Source organism: Paraburkholderia sp. J69-1 (assembly GCF_905220255.1).
Lineage (GTDB): Bacteria > Pseudomonadota > Gammaproteobacteria > Burkholderiales > Burkholderiaceae > Paraburkholderia.
Genome location: NZ_CAJMZG010000010.1, coordinates 72,183 through 84,781, shown reverse-complemented (window position 1 = coordinate 84,781; position 12,599 = coordinate 72,183). Strand labels below are relative to the sequence as shown.

The 12,599-nt window shown below is 64.2% G+C and carries 11 protein-coding genes; 2 read left to right on the top strand and 9 right to left on the bottom strand.

Annotated features, from left to right (window positions below; genetic code table 11):
* Positions 1-44: 44 nt before the first annotated feature.
* From U5A67_RS19490 to U5A67_RS19470, 5 genes are all read right to left on the bottom strand, one after another.
* Entirely contained in the window at positions 45-2,297 is a 2,253-nt protein-coding gene (locus U5A67_RS19490; RefSeq protein WP_321814622.1) for a bifunctional (p)ppGpp synthetase/guanosine-3',5'-bis(diphosphate) 3'-pyrophosphohydrolase, read from the bottom strand.
* A gap of 105 nt (positions 2,298-2,402) precedes the next feature.
* Positions 2,403-2,756 (bottom strand): RidA family protein, encoded by a 354-nt coding sequence (locus tag U5A67_RS19485; protein ID WP_321814623.1) that lies wholly within the window; start codon positions 2,754-2,756, stop codon positions 2,403-2,405.
* 110 nt (positions 2,757-2,866) lie between these two features.
* Complete coding sequence (locus tag U5A67_RS19480; RefSeq protein ID WP_321814624.1) at positions 2,867-3,742, bottom strand: alpha/beta hydrolase; 876 nt, start codon at positions 3,740-3,742, stop codon at positions 2,867-2,869.
* 307 nt (positions 3,743-4,049) lie between these two features.
* Complete coding sequence (locus tag U5A67_RS19475; RefSeq protein WP_205984863.1) at positions 4,050-4,691, bottom strand: CoA transferase subunit B; 642 nt, start codon at positions 4,689-4,691, stop codon at positions 4,050-4,052.
* Positions 4,692-4,706: 15 nt separating this feature from the next.
* On the bottom strand, positions 4,707-5,411 hold the full coding sequence (locus tag U5A67_RS19470; RefSeq protein WP_321814625.1) for a CoA transferase subunit A: 705 nt from the start codon (positions 5,409-5,411) through the stop codon (positions 4,707-4,709).
* A 239-nt stretch (positions 5,412-5,650) separates the two neighbouring features.
* On the opposite strand from U5A67_RS19470, the gene U5A67_RS19465 reads away from it, so the two are divergent.
* Entirely contained in the window at positions 5,651-6,217 is a 567-nt protein-coding gene (locus U5A67_RS19465) for a LuxR C-terminal-related transcriptional regulator (RefSeq protein WP_205984854.1), read from the top strand.
* A 69-nt stretch (positions 6,218-6,286) separates the two neighbouring features.
* Here U5A67_RS19465 and U5A67_RS19460 read toward each other — a convergent pair whose 3' ends face one another.
* Both U5A67_RS19460 and U5A67_RS19455 read right to left on the bottom strand, forming a co-directional pair.
* Positions 6,287-6,727 carry an acyl-CoA thioesterase gene (locus tag U5A67_RS19460; protein ID WP_321814682.1) on the bottom strand — a complete coding sequence of 147 codons (441 nt, stop codon included), beginning with the start codon at positions 6,725-6,727 and terminating at the stop codon, positions 6,287-6,289.
* A 56-nt stretch (positions 6,728-6,783) separates the two neighbouring features.
* On the bottom strand, positions 6,784-7,563 hold the full coding sequence (locus U5A67_RS19455) for an SDR family oxidoreductase (protein ID WP_205984852.1): 780 nt from the start codon (positions 7,561-7,563) through the stop codon (positions 6,784-6,786).
* Positions 7,564-7,740: 177 nt separating this feature from the next.
* Between U5A67_RS19455 and U5A67_RS19450 the strand changes: the two genes are divergently transcribed.
* Positions 7,741-9,414, top strand: a complete 1,674-nt coding sequence (locus U5A67_RS19450; RefSeq protein WP_321814626.1) for an electron transfer flavoprotein-ubiquinone oxidoreductase — start codon at positions 7,741-7,743, stop codon at positions 9,412-9,414.
* 60 nt (positions 9,415-9,474) lie between these two features.
* On the opposite strand, the gene U5A67_RS19445 is transcribed toward U5A67_RS19450, so the two are convergent.
* Together U5A67_RS19445 and aroC are read right to left on the bottom strand one after the other, a co-directional pair.
* Positions 9,475-11,181: a tetratricopeptide repeat protein gene (locus U5A67_RS19445; RefSeq protein ID WP_321814627.1), complete on the bottom strand. Its 1,707-nt coding sequence runs from the start codon at positions 11,179-11,181 to the stop codon at positions 9,475-9,477.
* Positions 11,182-11,423: 242 nt separating this feature from the next.
* Positions 11,424-12,524 (bottom strand): chorismate synthase, encoded by a 1,101-nt coding sequence (aroC, locus tag U5A67_RS19440; RefSeq protein ID WP_321814628.1) that lies wholly within the window; start codon positions 12,522-12,524, stop codon positions 11,424-11,426.
* Positions 12,525-12,599: the final 75 nt, after the last annotated feature.

The window sequence follows — 12,599 nt, the reverse complement described above, 5'->3', positions numbered from 1 at the left end:
TGCGTTGCGGCATAAAAAGTCGCCGCATATCGCGTCAGCGTTATCTAGGCCCTGCGCGACGCGCGCAACACCCCGCCCACTTCGCCCAGCAGCACGCAGGCGCGCTGGATCTGCGCGGAGCTCGACACCTCGACGGTGAACTGCATGAAGGCCGCGTTGCGGCGCGACTGCGACTTCACGCCGATCACGTTCATCTTCTCGCGCGCGAAAACTTCCGAGATATCGCGCAGCAACCCCTGGCGGTCGGTGGCTTCGATCGAGATATCGACCGGATAAACCGACTGGCCACGCCCGCCCATCACATCGGCGGACCAGGTGGTTTGCAGCACGCGCTCGGGCGAGCGCCGCGCCATGCGCTGGAACGTCGCGCAATCGGTGCGGTGGATCGACATGCCCTTGCCGCGCGTGACGAAACCGCTGATGCCGTCGGGCGGCGCCGGACGGCAGCAACGCGCCAACTGCGTGAGCAGCGCATCGACGCCCACCACCAGCACACCCGACGAACCACCGTGCGCCACATTCGAACCGCTCGCGCGCTTGGTCAGCTGCTCGGGCGTTTCCTCTTCCGGCTCGGGCGCCGGCGCGTCGCTCAACGCCTGCTCGACATAGCGCAGGCTGAACTCTTCCTTGCCGACCGAGCTGAAAAACTCGTCGGTCGACTTGAAGCCCAGCTTGCTCGCGAGCTGGTCGAGGTTCACCGACGTGCGGCCCTCGCGCTGCAAGGTCTTTTCGACCATCGCGCGACCGTTGGCGATGTTCTCCTGCGCCTCGATCCCGTTGAACCACGCACGCACTTTCTGGCGCGCGCGATGGCTTTGCAGATAGCCGAGCTGCGGGTTGAGCCAGTCGCGCGACGGCCCGCCCTCCTTGATCGCGATGATGTCGACGGTCTGGCCGTTCTGCAGATGCGTGTTGAGCGGCACCATCGCGCCGTCCACGCGCGCGCCACGGCAACGATGGCCGAGTTCGCTGTGCAGGTGATAGGCGAAATCGAGCGGCGTCGCGCCCTGCGGCAGCGCAATCACGCGGGCCTGCGGCGTGAGCACGTAGATGTGATCGTCGTCAAGCGTTGCCTGGCGCAGTTGCTCCCACGGCTGACGGCCATCGGCGACATCGTCCTTCCACGCGAGCAACTGGCGCAGCCACGCGATCTTCTCGTCATAGCTGCTGCTGGCGCTGAACTGGCCGCCGTAACCCTTCGAGCCGGCTTCCTTATAGCGCCAGTGCGCGGCCACGCCGTATTCCGCGAACTGATGCATTTCCTGCGTGCGGATCTGCACTTCGAACGCGCGCCCGTCGTCGCCCACCACGACCGTGTGCAGCGAGCGATAGCCGTTGGGCTTGGGCCGCGAAATGTAATCGTCGAACTCGCGCGGCACCGGCTGCCAGAGGTTGTGCACGATGCCCAGCACCGTGTAGCAATCCTTGATGTCGCGCACGATCACACGGAACGCGCGCACGTCGTACAGCTCGGAGAAGTCGATCTCCTTGCCGCGCATCTTCTTGAAGATGCTGTAGATGTGCTTGGGCCGCCCACTGACCTCCGCGTCGATATGCGCAGCGGCGAGTTCCTGCTGCAGCCGGGAGATGGCCTCGGCCACATAGCTCTCGCGCTCCACGCGCTTTTCGTCGAGCAGCTTCGCAATACGCTTGTAGGTGACCGGCTCCTCGAAGCGGAACGCGAGATCTTCCAGTTCCCACTTCAGCTGCCAGATGCCGAGCCGGTTGGCGAGCGGCGCGTAGATATCCAGCGTCTCGCGCGCGATCTCGGGCGCAGGCGTGACCTTGGCCGCCGCGTAATAGCGCAGCGACTGCAGCCGCGAAGCAAGCCGGATCAGCACGACACGAATGTCCTGCGCGAATGCGAGCAGCATCTTGCGCAGCGATTCGACCTGAGCACGGCGCGCGGCCTGCGCGTCGCGGCTTTCGCGGCCGCTTTCGGGCACCACATGCTGGGCGGCGGCCCGCACACTCACACTGCCCAGACGCAGCAGCTTGCGCACGTCGAAAACGAGCTTCGCGACTTCGGCGCCGAATCGCGCTTCGAGCGTCGCTTCCGGGTCGTCCAGATGCGGGGCGATGTTGAAGAGCGCTGCCGCCAGCACCGCAGGCGGATCGACGTTCAAACGGCTCATGATCGACGCCGTGCCCTGCGCGTGTTCGACGAGCGGTTCGCCCGTGGACAGGCGAGCGTCACCGGCGTGCTCGCGCACGAACGCGAGCGTGTCGTCGAGCGACGGCAGCCTGACAGACGCGGGAACTTCGGCGGGAACGGGAGGTAAGGTGTCGCTGCTCATGATGCGTCGCCCGCCGGCATGCCGGACGGGCTGCTAACTACGGTAAAACGGTTCAACCATGGTCAAACTACGCAGCAAGGCCGCGCTTCGCACGGCCGGTCTTGCTCAATCGCGCTGCGCGGCCACCACGACGATTTCAACGAGGCATTCCGGGTTCGCAAGCTTCGCCTCGACGGTCGCGCGCGGCGGCGTTGCGCCCTGTGCGACCCACTTGTCCCACTCGGCGTTCATACCCGGAAAGTCCTTCATGTCGGCGATGTAGATCTGCACGGACAGCAGCAGCGTCTTGTCGCTATTCGCCTCGCCCAGCAGACGATCGATGTGGCCGAGACATTCACGCGTCTGCTCGCCGATGTCCTGCTTCGTGTCTTCGGCGATCTGGCCAGCCAGATAGACCGTGCCATTGTGGATGGCGGTTTCCGAAAGACGCGGCCCGACGTGGTGACGAATGACTGCCATGAATTTTCCCGATGAGTTGGATGTTCGGTATAACTGGATCTGTCCGCCGCCGGCCGGTTTCGCACTGCGCCCAGACGCCGGACAATCCAATATTATGACGCGCTCGCGCCCTATGCGGCGAAGAAACGGCGCGCGATCTCGATCTGGTCGGCCGGAAGAAACGTGGGCGCGTGCCCCACTCCGGCGATTTCGACGCTCGATAGCTGCTGGCCCGTGGCTTCCATTTTTGCCACGGTTTCGCGCGAAAGCAGATCGGAAAGCTCGCCGCGCACGGCCAGCACCGGCCCCTTGAACGCCGCCAGCGAGCGCCAAAGGAACTGCTCGCCCTGCTCGTTCTGCTCGGGCGTCACGCCCTTGAAGGCCTCGGAGATGCGCGGGTCGTAACGATAGCGCCACGCCCCATCGACCTCGTGCAGCAGCGGCGTATTGATCTCGCGCCATTCGTCCGGCGTGAGCGGGCCGAACGAAGCCGCCAGCAACGCGGCGTTGTCGATACCCTCCTGCAGCGAAGCAAACTTGACGTCGCGCCCCACATATTCGCCGATGCGTTCAAGCGAAGCCGGTTCGATATGCGGCCCGATATCGTTGAGCAGCAGGCGGCCGATCGGCGCGTCAGGCAAACCGGCCAGCGCCATGCCGATCAAACCGCCCATCGACGTACCGAACCAGTCGACTTTCTCCACGCCGGTACGCGCGATCAGCGTGACCATATCCGCAACGTATTGAGCGACACCGTAACCACGCGGATCGACGAGCCACGACGACAGCCCGCGCCCGACCACATCGGGACAGACGACGCGATAGGTCTGCGACAGCACTGCCGCCAGACGATCGAAATCGCGGCTGGAGCGCGTGAGACCGTGCACACACATGAGCACACGCGGGTTGGCGGGATCGCCCCATTCGGTATACGCCACGCGATGCAACCCGGAGGGGCTCAGGCACTGGACGTAATGCTGGCGCGGCTGGGCAGACGGCTCGGTCATCGTTTGATCCTCGCAGAAAGCGTTCGTAAGCGTGGGGGCATTGTAAACGGCTTTGGCCGGCGGGACCGGTGCGCGCGGCGCCGCCGGGATCACTGCGGCGATTGCGAAGCCTTACCTGGCGGGCTATTGCAGACTTCGCCACCCGCCATCCGGGCTATCCCGTCTGGCCGAGGTTTCAGAAACCGGCAATCGCGCCAGAATGGCTGCATCGAAAACAAAACGGGCGAAACCGAAGTTCCGCCCGTCATTGCACCCTTGCGCCTCTGCCATGCAACCCGCTTCAGCGACTACTGTATCCAGACCGTGCTCAGCTCACCGCGCTCACGTCCAGCGGTGCGCCCGTTTTGGTCTTGATCTCGTCCACCGTGACGCCCGGTGCGAGTTCGGTCACCTTCAGACCCGCGTCGCTCACCTCGATCACGCCCAGGTCGGTGATGATCAGATCGACCACGCCCACGCCCGTGAGCGGCAACGTGCACGCATCCAGAATCTTGTGCTGGTCGCCCTTGGCCACGTGCTCCATGAGCACCACCACACGGCCCACGCCCGCGACCAGATCCATCGCGCCGCCCATGCCCTTGATCATCTTGCCGGGGATCATCCAGTTGGCCAGGTCGCCCTTTTCGCTGACCTGCATCGCGCCCAGGATCGCCAGATTGATGTGGCCACCGCGAATCATCGCGAACGAGTCCGCCGACGAGAAAATCGACGAGCCCGCCAGCGTGGTCACGGTCTGTTTGCCGGCGTTGATCATGTCGGCGTCCACCTGATCTTCGGTCGGGAACGGGCCAATGCCCAGCAGACCGTTTTCCGATTGCAGCCACACTTCCACGCCTTGCGGTACGTGATTGGCCACGAGCGTCGGCAGGCCGATACCCAGGTTCACGTAAAAGCCGTCCTGCAGTTCCTTCGCCGCGCGCGCGGCCATTTCGTCACGATTCCATGCCATGATCGGTCTCCCCTCTTAGGCGCTTGCAGCGCGCACGGTGCGTTGTTCGATGCGTTTTTCCGGTTGCGCATTCAGCACGATGCGCTGCACGAAGATGCCCGGCGTATGGATCGCATCCGGGTCGAGTTCGCCGTTCTCGACGATTTCCTCGACTTCCGCGACCGTGATCTTGCCCGCCATCGCGCACATCGGGTTGAAGTTGCGCGCCGTACGGCGATAGACCAGGTTGCCCGACTTGTCCGCCTTCCAGGCCTTCACGAGCGCAACATCCGCCGTGAGCGAATGCTCCATCACGTAATGCTTGTCACCGAACTGGCGCGTTTCCTTGCCTTCAGCGATCAGCGTGCCGTAGCCCGTGTTGGTGAAGAACGCCGGAATGCCCGCACCGCCCGCGCGCAGCTTTTCGGCCAGCGTGCCCTGCGGCGTGAATTCGAGTTCGAGTTCGCCCGAGAGGTACTGGCGCTCGAATTCCTTGTTCTCGCCCACATAGGACGAGATCATTTTCCTGATCTGGCGCGTTTCCAGCAGCAGGCCCAGGCCGAAGCCGTCCACGCCGGCATTGTTGCTGATACAGGTAATGCCCTTGACGCCCGAATCGCGCAGCGCGCCGATCAGCGCCTCCGGAATCCCGCACAGCCCGAAACCGCCAACCGCAAAGGTCTGGCCGTCCTTGACGATGCCTTCGAGCGCGACAGCCGCGCTTCCATAGACTTTGTTCATCAGTGTGTCCCTTCCTCGAATGGAAATACGTTGATGCGTTGTTCGATCAATCTAGTTGTTCAGCCTGGCACGCGGGTGCGATACACGCCCGGATGCCCCATTCTAGTCATGCCGCAGTGGCGCTGCCGTGAACCCGGCGCACGGCCCGCGCGGCCCTCTGATGGATGGGAAGCGTACGCTGGGCGGGCATTGCGGCACAATACGCAAAAATACATAAAGCCATACCCGTATCAACCGCCATGCCTGAAACCGCCACCGTCACTTCCGCGCTCGATTACCGGACCGCCTTTCACCTTGCGCCCATCGGCCTCGTGATTGCGCGCGAGCGCATCATCGAAGACTGCAACGAGGCCGTTTGCGCGATCTTCCGCTGTCCGCGCGAGGCGCTGGTCGGCCAATCGTTTCAGGTGCTGTATCCGTCAGCGGACGAATTCGAGCGCATTGGCGAGCGCATTCCGCCGATCATGACCGCGCAAGGCAGTTACGCCGACGACCGCATCATGAAGCGCGCAAACGGCGAACTGTTCTGGTGTCACGTCACCGGCCGCTCGCTCGACCGGGCGGCGCCTCACGCGGCGGGCGTCTGGACCTTCGAGGATCTGAGCGCGACGCGGCGCGTGGCGGTGGAACTGACGCCGCGCGAGCGCGAAATCGCCGCGCAACTGGTGACGGGCAAGACGAGCAAGCAGATCGGACGGATTCTGGACATCAGCCCGCGCACGGTAGACGTCTACCGCGCACGGCTCATGCGCAAGTACGACACCGGCAACGCCACCGAGCTGCTGCAGCGGTTGCTTGGGCAATAAAGCCGGTTCTGAGGAGAGGGAGACGCGGCGCAGGTCGGCGCCGCGTGAAACACGCGCAGAATGCGCGTATCAGCGCGCCTTGACGAGCGGCGCGTTTTCGATGGTCGAGCGCAGGTGATCGGGAATCGGCACCGACTTGCCGGCTTCGTAGTCGATCCAGACGCAGCGCGCATTGCCGCGTGCATAAACGGTGTCGGGCTCGTCCGCGCGGCGCAGTTCGAAACCGGTGTCGAAACTGCTGCGGCCGGGCTGGCCCACCGTCATCGTGCAGACGATGTCGCCCGGATAGTGCAATTGCTTGAGAAACTCCATCGACGCATTGACGATCACCGGCCCCTGCCCGTTACCGCTCTCACGGCTTTCGCCGGCCACGCCAAGCTGTTCGAACCAGGAAATCCGCACCTGCTCCATGTAGCGGAAGTAGACCGTGTTGTTCACGTGACCGAACGCGTCCATGTCGCCCCAACGGATCGGCATGGTCATTTCGAAAACGGGGTGGTAATCCTTCATTGCGTTCATTGCACTTCGACTTCGGGTAGCGGGAATACGTTAAGGAATACGGCGGCTCAGGTCAGGCCGAAACCATCGTCGGCGGTGATGATCGAGCCGTTCATGAAGGCCGATTCGTCGGCGGCCAGCAGCAAAAGCAGACCGTCGAGATCGGCGGGCGTGCCTACGCGGTGGCGCGGCAGCATCGAAACGAGCTTCTGGCCCTGCTCGGTCGCCCAGTGGTGGTGATTGATCTCGGTATCGATATAACCGGGACAGATCGCGTTGACGTTGATGCCGTGGCGGCCCCACTCCAGCGCCATCGCCTTGGTCATATGCACGACCGCTGCCTTGCTGATCGAATAGAGGCCGATCTGCGGCAACACGCTCAAACCGGCCACGGAAGCGATGTTGATGATGCGGTAAGCCGGTTTCGAGCCACCGCCGTTGCCGCGCATGATCATGCGTTTGGCCACTTCCTGCGCGACGAAGAAGGCGCCGCGCGTGTTGGTGTCGAACACGTATTCGAAATCGGCGGGCGTGACGTCGGCGAGCTTTTGGGTGGTCGAGACGCCCGAATTGTTGACGAGGATGTCGATGGTGCCGGCCTCGGTTTCGGCATGGGCGACCGCCGAACGGATGCTCTGGTAGTCGGTGACATCGAGCGAAACCACGTGCGCGGCGCCGCCATCGGCTTCGATTTCCGCACGCAGCTCCTTGAGCCGCTCGACGCGACGGCTGGCCAGCACGACTTTTGCGCCGGCCTGCGAGAGCACCTGGGCGAAGCGCTTGCCGAGACCGCTCGACGCGCCGGTAATCATCGCCACCTTCCCTTCAAGATTGATCGAACGGCCCATTTTCGCTTCCTGTTCAAGGGATGACGGGACGCCAGAACGCACCACCGGCGGCAAGCCGGGCATTCTGGCATAAAATAGAACGATCGTGCTAATGCGGGTTTGTCGGGTTGCGGCAAGGGGAGCGTTACCCGACAATACGAACCCGAAAAAAGCATTCTAATGGCAAGAGGAGCTTTAATGACCCCCACAAGTCTCTTGGAGCAATACGGCCCACGCGAGTCGATGGAATATGACGTCGTGATCGTCGGTGGCGGCCCGGCCGGGTTGTCGGCGGCCATCCGCCTGAAGCAACTGGCTGCCGGAAAAGGCGCCGATATTGGCGTGTGCGTGCTGGAAAAAGGCTCTGAAATCGGGGCGCATATCCTCTCGGGCGCGGTCATGGACCCGCGCGCGCTCACCGAACTCTTCCCCGACTGGAAGGAGCAAGGCGCGCCGCTGGACGTCCCCGTGACGGAAGACAAGTTCCTGTTTCTCTCGGAAACGGGCGCGAAGGCCGTGCCGAACTGGGCGCTGCCCGACAATTTCAAGAACCACGGCAATTACGTGATCAGCCTCGCGAACGTGACGCGCTGGCTGGGTCAGCAGGCCGAGGCGCTCGGCGTCGAAATTTTCCCGGGCTTTCCGGCCGCCGAAGTGCTGTTCAACGACGATGGCTCGGTCAAGGGCGTCGCGACGGGCAACATGGGCGTCGGCAAGGATGGCGAGCCGACCGAGAATTTCCAGCTCGGCATGGAGCTGCACGCCAAGTACACGCTGTTCTGCGAAGGCGCGCGCGGTCATCTTGGCCGCCAACTCAATGAAAAGCTGAAGCTCGGCAAGGACGCCGATCCGCAGGTCTACGGCATCGGCATCAAGGAACTCTGGGAAATCGATCCGGCCAAGCATCAGCCGGGTCTGGTGATTCACACGGCTGGCTGGCCGCTGGAGAGCGATACCTACGGCGGCTCGTTCCTGTACCACATCGACAATAACCAGGTGATGGTGGGCTTTGTCGTCGGCCTCGCTTATACGAATCCGTATCTGTCGCCGTTCGAGGAATTCCAGCGCTACAAGACGCATCCGGCAATCCGCCAGTATCTGGAAGGCGGCAAGCGCGTGTCGTACGGCGCGCGCGCGATGACGGCGGGCGGCTTGATGTCGCTGCCGAAGCTCGTGTTCCCGGGCGGCGCGCTCGTTGGCGACGATGCGGGCTTCCTGAACGCCGCGCGTATCAAGGGCAGTCACGCGGCGATCAAGACCGGCATGCTCGCTGCGGAAGCGGCGTTCGAAGCCGTTCAGGCGGGTCGTCAGAGCGATGAACTCGCGGCTTACCCGGAAGCGTTCAAGAAGTCGTGGCTGCACGAAGAGTTGTACAAGGCGCGCAACTTCAAGCAATGGATGAGCAAGGGCCTGTATCTGGGCACGCTGATGGTCGGCATCGAGCAGAAGCTGCTGGGCGGCAATGTGCCATGGACGCTGCACCACCAGCATCGCGACAACGAGATGCTGAAACCCGCGTCGCAATGCAAGCCGATCGAGTATCCGAAACCTGACGGCAAGCTCACGTTCGACCGGCTCTCTTCGGTGTTTATCTCGAACACGAATCACGAAGAGAATCAGCCCGCGCATTTGACGCTGAAAGATGCGAAGGTGCCCGTCGATGTGAACCTGCGCACCTACGCCGGTCCTGAAGCGCGCTTCTGCCCGGCGGCCGTGTACGAATTCGTGAAGAACGACGACGGTAGCGATCGTCTGCAGATCAACGCGCAGAACTGCGTGCACTGCAAGACCTGCGATATCAAGGACCCGACGCAGAACATCGTCTGGGTCACGCCGGAAGGCGGCGGCGGACCGAACTATCCGAACATGTAACGTTGTACAAAGGGCCGCGTCTAGCGGCCCTTCTGCTTTCTACCCTGCCCCGCCCCAGCGCTACGCTGCGCGCGCCGCCACCCATTCCTCAAGCGCACGCTCGACACGCCGCAGCACGTCGTCCCAGCCATCGGGCTGCGTCTGCCGAAAGACCCGCGCAGTCGGATACCAGGGCGAATCTTCGCGCCCCCTGAACCACCGCCAGCACGCGGCATAGCGCGACAGCACCCACACCGGCTTGCCGAGCGCGCCGACCAGATGCGCCGTCGATGTATCGACGGTAATCACCAGATCGAGATTCGCAACGATTGCCGCCGTATCGGCGAAATCGCGCACATCGTCCATGGGATCGAACGGGCGCAGCGCGGCAGGCAATGCTGCAATCTGCGGGCGAGTGGATTCGCCCAGTTGCAGGCTCACGAACGTGACGCCCGGCGTCTTGAGCAGCGGCACAAACGCCTGCGCATCGAGCGAGCGGCGCTGATCCATCGCATACGAGCCAGCCTGATCCGCACGCGGATTGCCTGCCCACACGAGGCCGACCTTCGGCGCGCCGGCTGGCAGGCGCTGTCGGAATTTGTCGACATCCGCCGCCTGCGCATGCAGATACGGCACGCGCGCCGGAATCGTCGCGACCGTCGTGGCGAAACGCAGCGGCAGGCTCATCATCAAACACCAGTAATCATGGCGCTCGATCCGGCCTTGGCCGTTGAGCGGAATCACCGTGTCGGCGCCCGCCAGCGTTTCAAACAGCCGCTGTTGCGTCGGCGCGCACGCCACGCTTACCTGCGACGCGCCCAGTGCCTTCAGCATCGGCACATAGCGGCAGAACTGCAGGCTGTCGCCGAGCCCCTGCTCCGGCCAGATCAGCACCGATTTGCCCGCGAGCGATTCGCCCTGCCACTGCGGATAAGGCACCGGCGGCCGCTCGACGCCTTCGGCACCGATCGACACCTCATGCCGCGCTTCGTACAAAGGCCAGCCCGCCGCGTAGTCGCCGAGACACAGCAACGGCAAGGCCAGATTCGCGCGCGCGGCCGCGTAGTCCGGGCGCAGCGCGAGCGAGCGTCGATAGGCGTCGATCGACTCGTCGACACGGCCGAGTTGCCAGAGCGCGTTGCCGAGGTTGTTATGCACCTCGGCGAGATTGTCGTTGAGCGCGAGCGCGCGACGGCACGCCTCTTCCGATTCCGGCAGCCGGTTCATGTCCTTCAGCAGCAAACCGAGATTGTTCCAGGCGAACACGTTGTCCGGCCGGTGCGCGAGCGCGGCGCGATACGCCGCTTCGGACTGCGCGAGCCGACCGAGCCGCCACATCAGCAGCCCTTGATGCAACAACGCGCCGACGTGCGCGGGATCGATTTCGAGCGCCCGCTGGAGCAATGCCTCGGCTTCGTCCGGCTGCGCCTGCTGCATCAGCACGACGCTGAGGTTCGAATATGCCGATACGTCGTTCGGCCGTATCGACAACACGCAGCGGTAAGCACGCCCGGCCGCGGCGACGCAGCCGCGCTGGAACAACCAGGCGCCCAGCGCGAAATAAGCGTCAGCCTGTGCGAGCGCGGTGGTCAACGCTAGCGCCTCGCCGGGCCGGTCGCGGCCGGCAAGCGTGCGCGCCGCGAGATCGAGCGCTTCGGGGTCGTCCGGCTGGGCCGAAAGCACCTGTGCGAACGCGTCGAGCGCATCGTCGTGTGCGCCCGCCGCGTGCAGAGAGCGTGCGGTCCGCCAGATCTGCGACAGCGAAGCGGGAGGAAGCGAAGCGTTCATGGACACTGCCCGTCAAATGCGCGAAATGCGCCGATCGGGGCAATGTATGGGGCTTCGCTGCGCCAGTACATTGGCGAAGTCTTAAAAAGACGCAAACCGGCATGGTCATGCGACACCTTGCCTCGCACGACGATGCGTTCGTCGCTAAAACAAAACGCCGCCAGGCGAGCGTCGATGACGCTCTGCCTGGCGGCGTTGTGGCGCTTTCAGCCCGGCGCGCGCCGGGCAACGCAATCGGCGATTCAACTATCGCTGGCCGCGATCTTCGGCGTCGACACCACCACATCGGCGTTCTGCGCGCGATGGCGCATGGCGTGATCGATCAGCACGAGCGCCAGCATGGCTTCGGCGATCGGCGTGGCGCGAATGCCCACGCACGGATCATGGCGGCCGAAGGTTTCGACCACCGCCGGCTCGCCCGCCTTGTCGATCGAACGGCGCGGCGTGCGGATGCTCGACGTCGGCTTGATCGCGAGCGACACGGTGATGTCCTGCCCCGTCGAAATGCCGCCGAGAATGCCGCCAGCGTGATTGCCGTGGAAACCGTTGGGCGTGAGTTCGTCGCCGTGGGTCGAGCCGCGTTGCGCGACGCTTGCGAAGCCCGCGCCGATCTCGATGCCCTTCACCGCGTTGATGCCCATCATCGCGTGCGCGATGTCGGCGTCGAGGCGGTCGAACAGCGGCTCGCCCCAGCCCACCGGCACGCCGCTCGCGACCACGTTGATGCGTGCGCCGATCGAGTCGCCGTCCTTGCGCAGCGCGTCCATATACGCTTCGAGCTGCGGCACGACATCGGCGTTCGCGGCGAAGAACGGGTTCTCATGCACGTGCTGCCAGCCGACGAACGGCACGTCGATCTCGCCGAGCGCGCTCATGTAGCCGCGCACTTCCACGCCGAAGCGCTCGCGCAGCCACTTCTTCGCGACCGCGCCCGCCGCCACCGTGGGCGCCGTCAGACGCGCAGACGAACGGCCGCCGCCACGATAGTCGCGGATGCCGTACTTCTGCCAGTAGGTGTAATCGGCGTGACCCGGGCGGAAGGTCTCGACGATATTGCCGTAGTCCTTGCTGCGCTGGTCGGTGTTGCGGATCAGCAGCGCGATGGGCGTGCCGGTCGTGACGCCTTCGAACACGCCCGAGAGGATTTCGACCTGGTCGGCTTCCTGGCGCTGCGTGACGTGACGCGAGGTGCCGGGACGGCGGCGGTCCAGATCGATCTGGATATCGGCTTCGGTGAGCGCCATGCCGGGCGGGCAGCCGTCGATGACACAGCCGATGGCGGGGCCGTGGGATTCGCCGAAGGTGGTGACGGTGAAAAGCGTACCGAGCGTGTTGCCGGACATGGCAGTCGTCCAAAGTAATTCGGGGAATCCAGCATTATGCCAGTCCGCGCGGCCCCGCGCCTGGGGCGCCTTTCA

Bases quoted from the DNA above. Each gene is read 5' to 3' on its own strand.
- U5A67_RS19490 (WP_321814622.1), bottom strand. From the start codon at position 2,297: ATGAGCAGCGACACCTTACCTCCCGTTCCCGCCGAAGTTCCCGCGTCT.
- U5A67_RS19485 (WP_321814623.1), bottom strand. From the start codon at position 2,756: ATGGCAGTCATTCGTCACCACGTCGGGCCGCGTCTTTCGGAAACCGCC.
- U5A67_RS19480 (WP_321814624.1), bottom strand. From the start codon at position 3,742: ATGACCGAGCCGTCTGCCCAGCCGCGCCAGCATTACGTCCAGTGCCTG.
- U5A67_RS19475 (WP_205984863.1), bottom strand. From the start codon at position 4,691: ATGGCATGGAATCGTGACGAAATGGCCGCGCGCGCGGCGAAGGAACTG.
- U5A67_RS19470 (WP_321814625.1), bottom strand. From the start codon at position 5,411: ATGAACAAAGTCTATGGAAGCGCGGCTGTCGCGCTCGAAGGCATCGTC.
- U5A67_RS19465 (WP_205984854.1), top strand. From the start codon at position 5,651: ATGCCTGAAACCGCCACCGTCACTTCCGCGCTCGATTACCGGACCGCC.
- U5A67_RS19460 (WP_321814682.1), bottom strand. From the start codon at position 6,727: ATGAAGGATTACCACCCCGTTTTCGAAATGACCATGCCGATCCGTTGG.
- U5A67_RS19455 (WP_205984852.1), bottom strand. From the start codon at position 7,563: ATGGGCCGTTCGATCAATCTTGAAGGGAAGGTGGCGATGATTACCGGC.
- U5A67_RS19450 (WP_321814626.1), top strand. From the start codon at position 7,741: ATGACCCCCACAAGTCTCTTGGAGCAATACGGCCCACGCGAGTCGATG.
- U5A67_RS19445 (WP_321814627.1), bottom strand. From the start codon at position 11,181: ATGAACGCTTCGCTTCCTCCCGCTTCGCTGTCGCAGATCTGGCGGACC.
- aroC (WP_321814628.1), bottom strand. From the start codon at position 12,524: ATGTCCGGCAACACGCTCGGTACGCTTTTCACCGTCACCACCTTCGGC.